The sequence below is a fragment of the Mycobacterium sp. genome, from assembly GCF_019247635.1.
In the GTDB taxonomy this organism is placed as follows: Bacteria; Actinomycetota; Actinomycetes; order Mycobacteriales; family Mycobacteriaceae; genus Mycobacterium.
Map to the genome: position 1 here is coordinate 1 of NZ_JAFBAR010000074.1, position 15,394 is coordinate 15,394.

Annotated in this window: 14 protein-coding genes; 4 read left to right on the top strand and 10 right to left on the bottom strand. The window is 66.5% G+C overall.

Annotation, left to right across the window (positions count from 1 at the left end; genetic code table 11):
* A partial coding sequence (locus tag JO236_RS10845) for a M24 family metallopeptidase (RefSeq protein WP_293329500.1) occupies nucleotides 1-245 on the top strand: 245 nt, incomplete at its 5' end.
* Nucleotides 235-1,371: a M24 family metallopeptidase gene (locus JO236_RS10850; RefSeq protein WP_293329501.1), complete on the top strand. Its 1,137-nt coding sequence runs from the start codon at nucleotides 235-237 to the stop codon at nucleotides 1,369-1,371. The genes JO236_RS10845 and JO236_RS10850, both read left to right, overlap by 11 nt.
* A 48-nt stretch (nucleotides 1,372-1,419) precedes the next feature.
* Here the strand turns inward: JO236_RS10850 and JO236_RS10855 are convergent, their stop codons facing one another.
* From JO236_RS10855 to JO236_RS10885, 7 genes are all read right to left on the bottom strand, one after another.
* Entirely contained in the window at nucleotides 1,420-2,289 is an 870-nt protein-coding gene (locus JO236_RS10855) for a hypothetical protein (RefSeq protein ID WP_293329502.1), read from the bottom strand.
* Between the two features lie 38 nt (nucleotides 2,290-2,327).
* Complete coding sequence (locus JO236_RS10860; protein WP_293329503.1) at nucleotides 2,328-3,104, bottom strand: SDR family NAD(P)-dependent oxidoreductase; 777 nt, start codon at nucleotides 3,102-3,104, stop codon at nucleotides 2,328-2,330.
* The gene (locus JO236_RS10865; protein WP_293329504.1) at nucleotides 3,101-5,443 is read right to left on the bottom strand and encodes a CaiB/BaiF CoA transferase family protein; all 2,343 of its coding nucleotides are present in this window, start codon (nucleotides 5,441-5,443) and stop codon (nucleotides 3,101-3,103) included. The genes JO236_RS10860 and JO236_RS10865 overlap by 4 nt, the downstream gene beginning before the upstream one ends.
* 19 nt (nucleotides 5,444-5,462) lie before the next feature.
* Nucleotides 5,463-6,434 (bottom strand): enoyl-CoA hydratase/isomerase family protein, encoded by a 972-nt coding sequence (locus tag JO236_RS10870; RefSeq protein ID WP_293329505.1) that lies wholly within the window; start codon nucleotides 6,432-6,434, stop codon nucleotides 5,463-5,465.
* Between the two features lie 37 nt (nucleotides 6,435-6,471).
* Nucleotides 6,472-7,308, bottom strand: coding sequence for a mycofactocin-coupled SDR family oxidoreductase (locus JO236_RS10875; protein ID WP_293329506.1), 837 nt, complete (start codon nucleotides 7,306-7,308; stop codon nucleotides 6,472-6,474).
* Nucleotides 7,308-8,510 carry a cytochrome P450 gene (locus JO236_RS10880; RefSeq protein ID WP_293329507.1) on the bottom strand — a complete coding sequence of 401 codons (1,203 nt, stop codon included), beginning with the start codon at nucleotides 8,508-8,510 and terminating at the stop codon, nucleotides 7,308-7,310. Before JO236_RS10880 ends, JO236_RS10875 begins: the two co-directional genes overlap by 1 nt.
* A 236-nt stretch (nucleotides 8,511-8,746) precedes the next feature.
* The gene (locus tag JO236_RS10885) at nucleotides 8,747-9,439 is read right to left on the bottom strand and encodes a TetR/AcrR family transcriptional regulator (RefSeq protein WP_293329527.1); all 693 of its coding nucleotides are present in this window, start codon (nucleotides 9,437-9,439) and stop codon (nucleotides 8,747-8,749) included.
* Between the two features lie 159 nt (nucleotides 9,440-9,598).
* Here JO236_RS10885 and JO236_RS10890 point away from each other — a divergent pair, with 159 nt between their 5' ends.
* A complete protein-coding gene (locus JO236_RS10890) occupies nucleotides 9,599-10,423 on the top strand; it encodes a sugar phosphate isomerase/epimerase family protein (protein WP_293329508.1) in 825 nt (274 codons plus the stop codon).
* 3 nt (nucleotides 10,424-10,426) lie between these two features.
* Here the strand turns inward: JO236_RS10890 and JO236_RS10895 are convergent, their stop codons facing one another.
* From JO236_RS10895 to JO236_RS10905, 3 genes are read right to left on the bottom strand one after another with little or no spacing between them, the layout of a single operon-like run.
* Nucleotides 10,427-11,425 carry a Gfo/Idh/MocA family protein gene (locus JO236_RS10895; RefSeq protein ID WP_293329509.1) on the bottom strand — a complete coding sequence of 333 codons (999 nt, stop codon included), beginning with the start codon at nucleotides 11,423-11,425 and terminating at the stop codon, nucleotides 10,427-10,429.
* 10 nt (nucleotides 11,426-11,435) lie between these two features.
* Nucleotides 11,436-12,671: an FAD-dependent oxidoreductase gene (locus JO236_RS10900; protein WP_293329510.1), complete on the bottom strand. Its 1,236-nt coding sequence runs from the start codon at nucleotides 12,669-12,671 to the stop codon at nucleotides 11,436-11,438.
* Complete coding sequence (locus tag JO236_RS10905) at nucleotides 12,671-14,401, bottom strand: arylsulfatase (protein WP_293329511.1); 1,731 nt, start codon at nucleotides 14,399-14,401, stop codon at nucleotides 12,671-12,673. The genes JO236_RS10900 and JO236_RS10905 overlap by 1 nt, the downstream gene beginning before the upstream one ends.
* A 107-nt stretch (nucleotides 14,402-14,508) precedes the next feature.
* On the opposite strand from JO236_RS10905, the gene JO236_RS10910 reads away from it, so the two are divergent.
* A complete protein-coding gene (locus tag JO236_RS10910; protein WP_293329512.1) occupies nucleotides 14,509-15,375 on the top strand; it encodes an NYN domain-containing protein in 867 nt (288 codons plus the stop codon).
* Nucleotides 15,376-15,394 lie beyond the last annotated feature (19 nt).

Sequence of the window (15,394 nt, forward strand, 5' to 3'; positions counted from 1 at the left end):
GGTTACCGCACTTTTATCTGGGCCACGGCATCGGCACCTATCCGGCCGAAGCGCCCATGATCGGAACGGATCTCGGCGAGGAATTCGACGACAACTTCGTCTTTCCGCCCGGCATGGTGCTGGTCTTGGAGCCGGTCGTCTGGGAGGACGGCACCGGCGGCTACCGCAGTGAGGAGATCGTGGTGATCACCGACGACGGCTACACGCCAATCACCGACTACCCGTATTCCCCTTATGGCGACTGACCGAAAGACAACCGATGTAGTCCCCGACCACCGGGCACTGCGCATCGCGCGTCGGGAACGCGCGCTGGCACAGATGGCCGCGCACGACCTCGACATCCTGGTTTTGGGCCGACAAGCCAACATTCGCTACATCACGGGCGCACCGCAGCTTTGGATAGCCGGCACCCGCCCATTCGGCCCGATGTGCGCCGTGGTGCGCGCCACCGGAGACATCTACCTCAACAGCACCGACGACGAGGGGGTGCCGGAGGAAATCGGTCACGATCACCTCTACGGGTTGGCGTGGAACCCAATGACCCTGATCGACGTCCTGAAGAAAATCGATGGGGCCGATGCGGCGCGCCGGGTCGGAACCGACGCGATTACACCGACTTTCGCGGCGTTGCTTCCCGAGGCGTTCCCCAACGCCGAACTCGTCGACGCCGAGCCGGCCATGCGCGCGGCGCGGCGTGTCAAGACGCCGGATGAGATCACCGCGATGGCCCGGGCACTGCGGGTGGCCGAAGACGGAATCGCCATGGCGGTGGCCGAATTGCGGCCAGGAGTGACTGAGCGGAGCCTGGCCGGTGCCGTGTTACAGGCGATGGCCGCGGGCGGTGTCAGCACGCCGGCGACCCAGGACGCCGCATGGGTGACCTCCCGGGAGCACCCGTTTCGGCGCGCGCGTACAACGAACGGCGCGGTTCGGGAGGGAGACCTTGTCGCCTTGGCCGCGGGCGCGTTGGCGGGCGGGTACGTCGCCGAAGCAGGCCGCACCTATCCCGCGGGCGGGATCGCCGGCGACGCGACGCGAGATCTGTATCGGCGCTCGAACGCGTTGCATAGCCGATTGATTGACGCATGCCGCCCCGGAGCGTCCACGCACGAGTTGCTCGCGGCTTATCAGGCGGCCGGCGAACCGGTACCGCCGATGCCGGTCGCGCATGGGCTGGGTCTCGGCTTCGACCCACCGGTGGTTTCCGAAACACTCTGGGCCGCAGGCGAACACGACCACCTGGAGGCCGACATGGTGCTGGCGATCACTGGTTACGTGTGGCAGGAAGGCGTCGGGGCGGTGTTTCGCCGGGACACGGTGCACGTCACCGAAGACGGCGCCCACGTGCTCACCACCGGCCCGTCCTGGTGAGGCACTCCTTCAGCGCCGCGAAGCCCAGGCAGCTGTTCGGCGGTGCCCTTACGGCTCGAGCCGTCGGACGGGCAACAGGCCGCGCAGCGCTCGGGCCGCCGCCGTGGGTTCTTGGTGCCAGCCCTCGGTGTCGTTGGAATCCCATGCATACGCGGGCACGGAATGCCTTACCAGAGTGCTGATCTCGGGCAGAGCGAGTTCCACCGCGGACCATGCGTAGAGCGCATCGAGCCGTGGTGTGATCACACCGATATCGAGCAGCCGGCCAAATCTGTTTTCGGCGTTGACATATCGGTGCAGATCTCCCCGCAGGGGGTACTGGTCGGGCAGCACCCGCGACAGGGACATGAAAATGCCTGTCACTGCCAGTCGCGGATCACCGAGGCGCGGGGCGACCGGCCACAGCCAGCTCATTGCCAGACGGGGTGCTGCCACTAGCGCGTGGGCGTAGAGCACCCGTACCAGCACCAGGTTGATGAAGAATCGCTCTACGCGCGATTCGCCTTCGGCCAGGTAGCGGTGGTCGAGATAGGCCTGCACGACGGTGGCGTTATGCGCGCGGTACCACGTTGGCACCGAGGGGTGGCGGGCGAATTCGATCGAGTACGCGACGCTTCGGCGGGACACCGGCCCGCCGAGACCCAGCAGATGCCCGCGGGCTTCGGCGGTGTCGCGCAGCAACCGCTCGTTGACCGCCCGCCACCACGGGCTGCCTGGTTTTTCGCCGGATACCGGTCGAAGCAGTCCGCGGCGCAGCTCCCAGTCCATGAACGCCAGGGCCGCACGCCGGTAAGGCAGGTGCAACTCGGGTCTGCCGGGTGCAGCTTGGTATAGCGACCCCATCAGTTTCAGGCGCCCCGTGGGGTCCTCGCGCACCGCGGCGACCTGCGCGTCGGCATACTCGGCAGCGCTGGGCATGGGATGTCAATGTAGCGGTTATGGCGCTTCGCCGAACTTCACCAGGTCTGTTCGGCGGCGCGCACCAGCATATGGTTGACCGCGACGCGCCGGTCCCGGGTCACCATGTAGAGCACCGCGTCGGCGATGTCCTCGGAACGCAACTTGACCATGCCGGCGGTCTGTTGCTCGAAGGCCGCCCGGGAGCCTTCGGCCAGATGGCTGAAGATCTCGGTGTCGACGGTTCCGGGGCCCACCACTCCGACGCGCACGCGCTTGCCGATCAACTCCTGGCGGATGCCCTCACTGAAGGCATTGACGCCGAATTTGGTCAGCGAGTAGACCGCGGTGTTGGGTCGGGCCACCCAGCCGGCGGTCGAGCTGATCGTGACCAAATCGGCCACGCCGCGCGGTGAGTCGGCGGCGGCGTCAATCAGGTGCGGCAGCGCGGCGCGGGTGGCGTACAGGACTCCCTGCACGTTGACGGAGACCATGGCGTCCCAGTCCTGCAGCGAGGCCGCTGCCGCGGGCGCCGACTGCATCAGGCCGGCGTTGTTGACCAGGATGTCGAGGCGTCCCAGATCCTCCACGGTCCGGTGGACCGCCGCGGCCACCTGTTCGGCATCGGTGACATCGGCAGCCACCACCAGCGCCGTGCCACGCGCGGATTCGATGTCGGCCTTGAGCTCGCCTAGCCGCTCGGCACGGCGCGCGAGCAGCGCGACCGCGGCCCCTTGTTCGGCCAACGCCCTCGCCGTTGCCGCACCGATGCCGCTGCTGGCGCCCGTCACCAGTGCCGCGTGGTTCGCCAATGCGTTCGCCCGCGTGAGCGTCATGCGCTGCCCCCCGTTCGTGCGCCCAGGATTTCGTGCAGGACGTAGTCGGTGTCCTCGCCCAGAGCAGGTGCGCCGCGGGCGATCCGCGCCGGGGCGCGCGCCATCCGCCACGACGGGCCCAGTATCGGGCGTTGACCCTCGCGGTGGTCGCTGACGAAGCGGTACAGCTCGCGATCCCACAGTCGTTGGTCGGCGATCACGTCGACCGCGGTGGCGCTCTTGGCCGCCGCGACCCCGGCGGCCCGCAGGCGGCTCGCGAGATCCTCGGCGTTGTGGCCGCCGGTCAGCCGCGCGAGGTCGGCGTCCAGGGCCCGAGCGTGCGTGAGCCGATCGCTCATCGACGCATAGCGAGGGTCTGTGGGCAGCGCCACCGTATCGAGCACACCGCAAAGCCTTTCCCACTCGGCGTCATTGGCAACGGCCACGCTGATCCAGGAGCCGTCGGCGCAGGGGTAGCAGCCGTGTGGGGACATATCCGGGTGGTGATTACCGACCGGCCCAAGGTCTTGTCCGGTGAGGCTTTGTTCGAGCAGGCAGTCGCCGATCATCGCGGACAGAGTTTCGACGGCCGAGACGTCGACGAATTGTCCTGTCCCCGTGAGCTCGCGGTGCAACAGCGCCACTACCGCCGCATAGGCCGCGGCGGCCCCGACCGTCGAATCGCCGTACCGCATGCTCGCGCCGAGCGGGGGCCCGCCGGGGTTGCCGACCAGCGCCGCGAGGCCGGCCAGCGCCGCGAAGCACGGGGCGTAACCGGTCTGGTGACCGAGCGGGCCGTCGTTGCCCCACATCTTGATTGACACTGCGATGATGTCCGGCTTGATCTGCGTGAGCTCGGGATATCCCAGGCCCTGCCGTTCCATCGCACCCGGGCGAAGGTTGTTGATGACGATGTCGCTGTGAGCGATCAACTCGCGCAGCCGCGTCATGCCCTCGACCGACTTGATATCGAGGTCCACGCTGAGGATCTCGGGGTTGATGCTCAAAAAGTACGGCGCGTGGTTGATGTCGGTGCCCCCGTAGGCGCGCATCTCCTCGGGGTTCGACGCCGTCTCGACCTTGATCACCTCCGCGCCCAGCAGGGCCAGCAACTTGCCCGCATACGGACCGGCCCACACCTTGGTGAGCTCGACGACGCGTACCCCTTCCAGCGGGCCGCCGCGGGGATTGCCGGGCGGCTTGAGTTGTGCCGTCTTCACGGTCGGCGCCGGCGAGCGATCCCGGATCAGCGCGGTGTGCTGCCCGAGAGTCGGTGCGGCAGAGACGATTGCCGCCGGAGTGGCGCTGAGGGCGTAAGGAACGGTGGGATAGGGTGCGTCGCCCAGCACGGGGTGACGCACCTGCTGGAAAAAGCCGCGATGGCGGTATTGCGGCGAACCATGGAGATCGGCAGCGCCATTCACCGGTACCAGCGGCACGCCCAGACGCTGCGCGCGCTCGGCAGCGGCGTCCTTGGCCAAATCCCGGACCCACGCCGCGAACCCGCGCTGGAAGGTCGTGACCTTCTCCGCGGTGACCGAGAACTCCAGCCAGTCGTCGTCAAAGGCATTCAGCCATTTCGCATGCTGCAAAAGGGCTTTGACGCCTAGCCAGTGCGCGCGGCTGGTGATGTACAGGTAGACAAACCCGTCGGCGCACGGGAAAAACGCCGCCGGGCCCTGCTGGTCGTAGTCTCCGCGGGACCCCTCGGCGGGTAGCTCGCCGGTGACGAATCGGCCCAGGATGCAGTCGGCGCGGGAGACCAACACGGCCTGCTGCGAAATATCGATGACCTCACCCTGCCCGGAGTGCAGCCGCCGAAACAGCGCCGAGGAGATGCACAGCGCCGCCTCCAAACCCGCCTCGTAGTCGACGAGGAACCGGCCCGGTCCCTGCAACGGCGGATCGGCCGGGTCGGCATGGCTGGGCGTATGGTACCCCCAGCCGCTGGCGTGAAAGACGTTGATGCTCTTGGCATTGTCGAACTCGGCACCCGCCTCCTGACCGAAGGGAGTGATCGAGCAGACCACCACGCCGGGGTGCCGTTCTGCCCGCGCCGCGCCCGGATGGTCGTCGATGACCGCGTCGGCCGCAGCGAAAATCTGGTGCAAACGGGCGAGGTCGACCGGTGTGGTCATATCGAGCACGACGGACTTCTTGTTCGTGTTGAGGTACGCGAACAGCCCGCTGCCGTCGGGTCCTTCGGCGACGACCGGCGCCAGTGCCCGGGTGGGGCTACCGCGGCGCGGGGCCTCCACCTTGATCACCTCGGCACCGAAGTCGGCCAGCAGCTTACCGCAGTACTCCCCCGCGACCGTTTCGGCCAGCTCGACGACCGTGAAACCCGTCAGCGCCGACATGCCCGCCCTCGCAAGGCGGTCAGGGCTTCTTGCGGCCGGAGCGGCTCAGTCGCCACTCCGGCGGGAAGTTCATGTCGTTGTCCTTCACCACGTTGTTGAGGCCCTTGGCGAAGGTGCCTCCGGTGAGGTCGACCTCGTTTTCCCGGTCGTTGGCGATCATCGGCAGCATGCCCTCGACCATGCCGGTGAGCAGGCTTCCGAAGTATTCACCCTTGTGCTGCTTGTACAACTCCAGGAAGGTCTTCTGCACCGCGACCGTGTCCGTCGGGCGGGACTTGGAGCAGGCCAGCGCGTACTTCAGGGTCTCGTGTTCCAGCTTCTCACGGGCCACCACGCTGTTCACGAAGCCGCACTCATACATCTCCTTGGCACTGAATGGCCTTCCGGTGAACAGCATTTCGGAGAATTTGCGCAGTCCCATGGTCTCGGCCCACCACCACAGTCGTGGGCCCCAGCCCACGTACCGGAACGCCGGGTGACCGAAAAGGGCGTCGTCGGAAGAGATCACCAGGTCGGCGTCGCCGGCCTGGTAGAAGTGCCAGCCGTAGCAGTAGCCCTTGGCCTCGATGATGCTGATCTTGCGCAGCTCCTGCAACGGTCGGTTGCCCGCGCGGGCCTTGGCGTAAAAGTCGGTGACGGTGGACAGGTACCGGTACGAGCCTCCCGGCGGGTACCTGACGTCGTCGTCGTTGATCGCAAGTTCGTGCAGCAGCGGCATGCCCGGGTTCTCCAGCATCCCGCGCTGCTCGGGCAGGTCCCCGCCGCTACCGAAATCCTCTCCCTCGCCGCGGATTACCACCACCTTGACGTCGTCGTCCACGTTGCACTTGTGGATCAGGTCGGCGTAATTCTGCCGCATGCCCAGCGTGGTGGAGTTCTGCGCATCGGGACGATCGAACGTGATGTAGGCGATCCTGTTCTTGACGTCCTTCTCGAATTTGATGTACTGCTCGGCTTCCTGCTTCATCTTTTCGAAGTCGTAGTCAGGCATGAGTTGTCTCCACTTCGTTGGCTATTTGGGTAAGTGTTTACTTGAGCAATGCGCCCGCGTCGACGGGCAGAGAAACGCCAGTGACATAACGGGATTCGTCAGAGGCGAGGAACAGGACGGCGTTGCTGATATCGACGGCTTCCACCCACGGCACCGGCAGCGTGTGCGTCATCTGTGAGAACGGCGCGAAGTCCTCCGGCCCGGGATTCTCCAGGTCCGGCCGAAACAGGCGGAATGTCACGTCGTTCATCGTCATCGGCGTGTTGACCTGGCTCGGGTGCACCGAATTCACCCGGATGCCGTGCTGCCCGAGTTCGACGGCGAAGGCCCGCATCAGCCCGACCACGCCGTGTTTGGCGGCGATGTAGTGGCCGGTGTGGGCGAGGGCCTTCATCGCTCCGACCGAACCGGTCAGCACGATCGAGCCGCCCTGCCCGCCGGCGATCAAATGCGGCACACCGGCTTTCACGGTCTTCCACACGCCCGACAGGTTGACGTCGATCATGTCCTGCCAGATGTTCTCGCGGATCTTGTGCAGTTTGTTGCCGCCGTTGCCGATCCCCGCGTTCGCGACGATGATGTCGAGCCGGCCGAGCTGTTCCACGCCGCTGTCCACCGCGGCCTTGAGGGCGTCGTAGTCGCGCACGTCGACCTCGGCGGTGACGATGCGGCGGTCGTGACCCTTGACCAAATCCGCCGTCTCGGCCAGGTCCTCGCGGGTCGCCGCCGGGTACACCACATTATCGATCGGCCGGCAGATGTCGATCGCGATGATGTCGGCGCCCTCGGCCGCCAGGCGCACGGCGTGACTGCGACCCTGCCCCCGCGCGGCGCCACTGACGAAGGCAACCTTGCCCGCAACGCGACCCGTCATCACAGCACCAGCGCCGGCATGGATTCCCAGCCCCGCACGGTTGACGTCGGGCTGAGCTTGGCAGTGGTCAAATCGACCTCCCATACGGGGAAGCGCTTGAGGATCTCCTCCAGGGCGACACGGCCTTCGAGGCGCGCCAACGCGGAGCCCAGACAGAAATGGGCGCCGACACTGAAGGTCAGGTGCGGCCGCGCGCTGCGGTAGATGTTGAATTCGTCTGCATCAGCGCCGAATTGACGGTTATCGCGGCATGCCGCACCGACAAGCATCATCATCACGCTGCCGGCGGGCACCGTCTGGTCGTACAAGTTCACGTCCCGGGTCACGTACCGCGACACGTGGGGCGCGGGGGGCTCGTAGCGCAGCAGCTCCTCGATGGCTTGAGGGATGAGACCGGGGTTCTCGGCAAGCGCACGACGCTGATCGGGGTGTTCGGCGAGAACCTTGCCGGCCCAACCGATCAGCCGCGCCGTGGTCTCGTTACCCGCGCCGGCGACGACGTTGAGGTACACGAGAATCTCGTTACGCGTCAGACGCCGGGTGGCGCCGGTCTCGTCAACGAATTCCACGTTGAGCAGTTCGGTCATGATGTCATCGGACGGATTCTCCGCGCGCCAGTCGATGTACGCCTCGAACTGCTCACCCACCGATAGGCCCTGTTCGGCAGCCCTCATGGGCTTGCCCGCCTCGGTACGCAACTGGGCGTTGCCCCGGTCGCGGATGTACTCCTGATCGTCTTCGGGAATGCCGAGCAGCGCGCTGATCACCTTCATCGGCATCTGCGCGCCCAGGTCGTTGACGAAGTCGAACCGACCCGATCCGACCAGCGGATCCAGCGCCTGGGTGCAGAATTCCCGGATCATCGGCTCCAGCGCATTGATCTTGCGGGGAGTGAACATGCGCGACAGCAGCTTGCGGTGCACGTCGTGAATCGGTGGGTCCTCGAAAATGAGCATCCCGGACGGAATGTCGAGGTTCGCCTTGATCAACTCCAGGATCGCGCCCCTGGCCGAACTGAAAGTGACGTGGTCGACGAGCGCCTTGTTCACGTCGGCGAACCGGCTGATCGCGTAGAAGTCGTATTCCGCGTTGTAGTAAAGCGGTACCTGAGCGCGCAGCCGCGCGAACATCGGATACGGGTCGGCGATCAACTCGACGTCGTACGGGTCGAAGCGAACATCGCTGTCGGTAGTCGCCGTCACGAAAACCCTCCTAGCGCCGTCATTTCCGGCTTCCCTCTCGACAACGGCAGCCGGATTCGGGATCGGGCACTCTGTACACTCCGCTTAACTGCGCTTGCTCTGACGAGCGCACGGGCGGGGGCTGAAACGGGCTCACCGACGGCCCGTGTACGTCGGATTACTCTATTGTCGTAGAGAACCATATGGCGGGTGCCGTGGCAAGAGCCATCGGCGTCGAGTTGGGTAGCCATCCGTGCTCAGCCGGCCGCCGCGGCCCGGCGCCGCTTTGGTCGTGGCACGTCGGCGCGGGTCAGCTGGCCTTTCTTCGGCGTTGTAAGAATGCCGGTGGCGATCGCCGCCAGGATTCCGTCGAGTTGTTCCGGGCTGTCGACGATGCGGTCTCCGAAGGCGAAACGCAGCAGAAGGCCGTTGATGAACGTCAGGGTGATGTTGCTCAGGTCGTCCACGACGGACGATTCCAGCTCCGCCCCGTGCGGCATGAGGTGCACCAGAATCTCACGATGCAGCTTGGTGAACGCGTCGGTGCCTTGCTGCATAATCGCGGCCAGGGCGGGGTCCCGGGCAGCCTGCATGGTCAGCTCATACCGGACCCTGGTGCGGGAGAGCTCCGGCTCGCTACCGGACTGAAGCACCACCTGCGACAGCAGCGAAGGCGAGCGCCGGTTGGCGCGACCGCCCTGGACCCCGGCGCTGTCGGCGACGGACTGCAGGCTTTCCAGGTCCAGTTCGACCAGTCGTTCGGCCACGGCACGCAACAGCGCCGACCGGGTGCGGAAGTAGAAGGACGTGGTGCCGTCCGGGACGCCGCTCTTGCGGTCCACCTTCAGGTGGCTCAAACCCTTGGCACCGTCCTCGGCCAACAGCTGAATGGCCGTGTCGCACAAATCGCGGCGGCGCTCAGCGGGATTGGGCTTGCGTCGTTTGTCGATTGCCATCTCGGGCCAAGACACTACTCTATATTCGTAGTGTCAGCAAAGCGCGGCTGCTAAGGTTCGTGGCCGGGGGGGCAGCGTCGGCGAATGCCGCTGTGCGGCAAGGGCTTCTAAGCGAAGGTGGTGATCGTAGTTTTCGGATGACAGAGTGGTCGGATGTGCCCCGCGGTGCGGACCGACCGGCTTGCCCTCGGCCAACTCAGCGTCTTCGGCCTCCCGCCGGTGGAGTTCGTCGACGTCGCGGCGGATCTCGGATGCTCCCACATCTCCACCACCGTCCAGGGAGCCGCGCTGGTGCCGCTGGGCTATCCGGCGTTCTCACTAAAGGACGACGCGCTGCGCAGGAAGTTGCTCGCGGCCATGCGGCACCGCGGCGTGACCATCACGCTCGGCGACGGGTTCCTGGTGTTGCCCGAGGCCGACATGCGCGCATTCGCCCCGGATCTCGATGTCCTCGCCGAACTCGGCGTAGCGCGTATCAATACCGTCAGCCTCGACTCTGACCTCGGCCGCACGTTCGACCAGTTTGCCGCGCTGACCGAGCTTGCCGCTCAACGCAACATTCAGACGCTCGTCGAGCCGGTGCCCGGTCTGACCGTCGGCAACCTCGCCACGGCGCTCGCCGCCCGACAACACGTGGGACGGGCTGAATTCCGGCTACTCATCGACACCATGCACCTGATTCGGTCGGGATCCGGGGCCGCCGACGTCGCCGCCGTCGATCCCGCGCACATCGGCTACGCCCAGCTCAACGACACGACGCTGCAGCCCCGGGGCGATAACTACATGGAGGAAGCCATGTTTGAACGCATGGTTCCGGGTGCGGGCGAACTTCCGCTGGGCGACCTTGTCGCCGCGCTGCCCCCCGACGTCGTGATCGAGATCGAGGTGCCGCAGCGCACACTCGCCCTAGCCGGCGTCAGCCCCATCGACCGGTTGCGGCCCTGTGTCGACGCCGCCCGTCGCCTGCTATCCGGCTGAGTTTCAACAGGGCTCGCGCAGCGGCAGTCCGGCGGCCCGGTAGATCGCATCGATGACGCTCATGTTCTCGATGGCATCTTGCGGTGTGGTCTTCACCGCTTCGCCGCGTAGCACCGCGCCGGCGAACGCGTCGAGTTGGTATGCGTAGGAGGCGCGGTGACCAAAGCGCTCCGCGCGTTTGCCGCTGGCCGATCGTACCGAGAGCCGATGGTAAAACTTGGGCATCACCGGGTTGAAGATGCGCAGCTCGCCGTCGTCGCCGATGACGCGCGCGCTGATCCGCACCAGCGCCGATGACCACATCGAGCAAAGTACGCTGCCGGAATGCCCTGCCGCAAAACGCAACTCGGCCCTCATCGCCCGGTCGATCCGGGGATCACGCAATTTCGCTTGCGCTAAAACGACTTCCGGAGTCGCACCACCGAACGTGCGGACCATGTGGACCGCATAGCATCCCGCGTCCATGGTGGCGCCACCGGCAAGCGCGTAGTTGTAGCGAATGTCGGTGAACTTCGGCAGCGGGAAGCACAGCGCGGCCTCCACACGCCTGAGCGTGCCCAATTCACCCGAGGCGATAATCTGCTCGGCTCGCAGCGTCAGCGGATGGTAACGGTAGTGGAATGCCTCCATCACCACCCGATCCGACTTGGCGGCCAGGCCGGCGATTTCGTGGGCCTCCGCGGCATTCGCGGTGAACGGCTTTTCGCACAACACGTGTTTGCCGGCGGCCAGTGCGGCACGGGTCCACCGGCCGTGCAAGCCGTTCGGCAGCGGGTTGTACACGGCGTCGAGATCCGGATCCGCAATCAATGCTTCGTAACTGTCGTGCACGCGGGCGATGCCGTGTTTGTCAGCAAACGCCCGGGCGCGTGCCGCATCCCGCGCGGCCACCGCGGCGACGACGGTGTCGGCGTTGTCCTTGCTCGGCCGGATGAGGGCCAGCGGCGCGATCCGCGCCGCGCCCAGAATCCCGATCCGCAGTCGTGCCCCGCCTTCCGACACGAAGTGAACGCTAGCAGTCGCCGGATCCGCGGCGCGCGAAAGCCGGAGCGCGCTCCGGCCGAACCCCGACTCCGATGAAATAGGCGGGGATCAGCGACAGCCACGGCATCCGCTCCACCAGACGGAATAGCGCTTCGGGAGGCCTGGGGTCCTCGCCGCGGAGCAGCGGAGCCAGCAGCCCCCGCTGCAGCATCCGCTGGACCGCCTGGGTCACCGCGGTGGGAAACAGCCGTCGGCGGCGCACCGCCGCCAAGTCGCGATCGGTGACCCGGTGCCGGCGCAGCGGCTCGGCCAACAGGGTCGCGGCCGCGACCGCGTCCTGGACCGCCATGTTGATGCCGACGCCACCCAGCGGAGACATCGCGTGCGCGGCGTCGCCGATACACAGCAGCCCGCCGGTATGCCAGCGATGCAGCCGATCCACCCGGACGTCGAGGTGCTTGACGTCCTCCATGGACGTCAGTGCCGCCACCGACTCGGCCATGTCCGGCAACAACGGGCCGATGTCCCGGCGAAAGGCGGCTACGCCTTTAGCCCGCAACTCGGCATCTGCACCCTTGGGTCCGATGTAAGCGATCTGGTAGTAGCCCTCGCGCGGGATGACGCCCAGTGCTTTACCCGGACCGGTGCGGGGCAGGAAGGAGAATTGCGTGTCCTCATCTTCCTTGTGCGGCAGCCGGAACCACCACACGTCGAACTTGACCGGGTACTCGCGGGACTTCAGCCCCGCCGCGCGACGCGCGACCGACCAGCGGCCGTCGCAGGCGACGGTCAGTTCGGCCCGCAGCTCGCCGGGGCCGTCGGGCGCTTGATAACGCACGCCGCTGACCTTGTCGGCCTCCCAGAGCAGCCCGGTGACCTCGGTGCTCATGCGCAAGGTGAAGCTCGGTTCGGCTTGGGCGGCTTCGGCGAGCAGGTTGAGCAAGTCCCACTGCGGCACCATCGCCACAAAGGGATGCGGTTGACGCAGACGTCCGAAGTCGACATAGGTCACCGAGCGGCCGTTCGATTCGAAGGACGCCTGGTGAAGTTCGCTGTGCGGCAGGGCCGCGAAGCGCTCCCACAGGCCCAGCTCGTCAAGGAGCCGCAGCGTTGTGGGATGCACGGTGTCGCCGCGAAAGTCGCGCAGGAAGTCACCATGCTTCTCCAGCAGGGTGACGTCCACACCGGCCCTGGCCAGCAGCAACCCGAGAACCATCCCGGCGGGGCCCCCGCCGATAATCGCGCACGTGGTTGTCTGCGCCATTAACCGTCGAGTCCAGATGGCGGATCGTCCGGCGAAACCTGTTCGGCTTCAACGTTTGTAGCGGCAGCGGCGAGCGTTTCGGGATCGATGTCGAAAACCGAGAGCGGGTCCAGGATGACGCCGTTGTCCGCGACGTAGCGGTCCCACAGGCCCAACAGTTCGGCCAGCTTGTCGGGCCGCGCGGCCGCAAGGTCTTCGATCTCGCCCCGGTCGGCCGAGAGATCGTAAAGTTGCCACGCGCCCGGGCCATACGGCGCAGGCAGATAAAGCGCCTTCCAATCACCCTGGCGGATGGCGCGGCGGCCGAACAATTCCCAGCCCGTTCCGGTGTCCGCGTCATGCACCTTCTCGACCGTGCACGACAGATACGGCACCAGGGAGCGGCCACGCATCGGTTCCACCTCACGGCCCCGGTAGACGGTCCCGGGGTGCGCGGTGCCGGCCAATTCCAGCACGGTCGGGGCGATGTCCATGACGGTGGTGAACGCCGTACCGATCTCGGATTGCCGGGCGAAGCCCGGCCAGGTGATAAATCCGACGACGCGGATCCCGCCTTCGGTGGTGAAGGCCTTGTGCAGGCGCGACGGCGCGGTGGCGGCTTGTGCCCAGCGCGGGCCGTACCAGATGAAGCTGTTGGGGCGGCCGAGGTTGTCCAGGCTGTTGTCGCAGTGCTTTTCGATGTGCGCAACGATGCGTTCACCCAGCAGCGGCATCGCCTCGACGATCGCGCCCTCGGCACCGTTGTCGGACAGGAAGATGACGACCGTCTGGTCGAGTTCGCCCGTCTGCTCCAGCTGATCGAGCACCCGCCCGATGTTCCAGTCCATGCGGTCCACCATGGCGGCGTACACCTCCATGCTGCGGGCCGAATGCGCGCGTTCCGCGTCCGTCATGTCGGCCCAGTCCGGGGCGCCGTCGGCGACGACCGGGTGCGGCACGACATCGGGCGGGCACAGGCCGAGCCGCTTGAGCGCGGCCAACCGCTCCTCGCGTAGCGCGTCCGGCCCCGCGTCGTAGCGGCCGCGGTATTTCGCGATCGATTCGTCGGGTGCCTGTAGCGGCCAGTGCGGCGCCTGGAAGGGCAGATAGGCGAAGAACGGGCGCTCCAGGTCTTCAGGGTCCGCTGCACGCTCGCGGAAATAGCGCAGCAGGGTGTCGGTGTAGGTGTCCGACGAGTAGAAATCGTCGCCGACCGTGACGAAGTTGTCATCCTCGGCGTAAAGGGTCGGCACGGGCGACAATGCTGCCGCGGCGGGGCCGCCGTAATGGCTGCCCCCGGCGGGCAGGAACGCGAACGAACGCTCGAACCCACGCGCCCACGGCGACCTGTCGATCGTGCTGCCCAGGTGCCATTTGCCCGACATCATCGTCAGATAACCATCGTCGTGCAGCAGCTCGGGCAGCGCGGCGACCCGGTCGTTCAGGTATCCCTCGTATCCGGGGGGACCCCGAAAGCCGGGGGGCGTGACCTCGGCCATCGTGCCGATGCCGGCGACGTGATGATCGGTTCCGGTCAGCAGCATCGACCGGGTGGGCGAACAGGCCGGCGCCGCGTGAAAATCGGTGAACCGGACACCGGCGTAGGCCAGCCTGTCCAGATTGGGCGTGTCGATCTCGCCGCCGAAGGCGCCGACGTCGGAGAACCCGAGATCGTCGGCCACTATCACCAGAAAGTTGGGCCGCCTCCCTCCCTGCGGCCCCCGCGAGCGTGCGTGTTGGTGCGACGACACGCCGGCAATCGTGGCATTCCGCGCACGCTCGCCGACAGGCGGGTGGGCACCATCGGCTCCGCACCGGTCTTGCCGCCCGGGGATCCATCTCTTAACTTGGGCACACCATGAACGAACCCGCCGCGACCCGTGTGGCCGTCTACTTCGATTTCGACAACATCGTCATCTCTCGCTACGAACAGGTGCACGGCCGTAACACGTTCCACCGCGATAAGGCCAAGGGCTTGGCCAAGGACCGGCTGCGGCAGGCGACCGTCGACCTCGGCGCGATCGTCGACTTTGCCTCGTCATTCGGCACCCTCGTGCTGACCCGCGCCTACGCGGATTGGTCGGCCGAGGTGAACGCCGACTACCACGGCCAGCTCGTCGGCCGCGCCGTCGACCTCGTGCAACTGTTTCCCGCGGCGGCGTATGGCAAGAACGGGGCCGACATCCGGCTGGCCGTCGATGCCGTCGAGGACATGTTCCGGCTGCCGGACCTGACACACGTGGTGATCGTCGGTGGCGACTCCGATTACATCGCTCTGGCCCAGCGCTGCAAGCGCCTTGGCCGTTATGTCGTCGGCATCGGTGTGGCCGGAGCCAGCAGCCAGTCGCTGGCGGCCGCGTGCGACGAATTCGTCACCTACGACGCGCTGCCCGGGATATCCCCCGCCGTCGCCCCGGCTGCGGAGCCCAAGAAGCGTCGACGCAGCGGCACCGAACCCGAGCCCGCGCCCGACGAGGAGCCGCAGCCACCCGACCCGCAGCTCGCCGCCACCGGACTGCTCGAACGCGCGCTTCGGATAGGCCAGGAGAAGGACGACGCCGACTGGCTACACAACTCAGCGGTCAAGGCTCAGATGAAACGGATGAACCCCTCGTTCAGCGAAAAGTCGCTGGGCTTCAAGTCATTCAGCGACTTCCTGCGATCACGCAGCGACCTTGTGGAACTCGACGAAAGCAGCACGACACGTTTGGTGCGCCTGCGCTAGTTTCCGCGAGCAGTCGCAA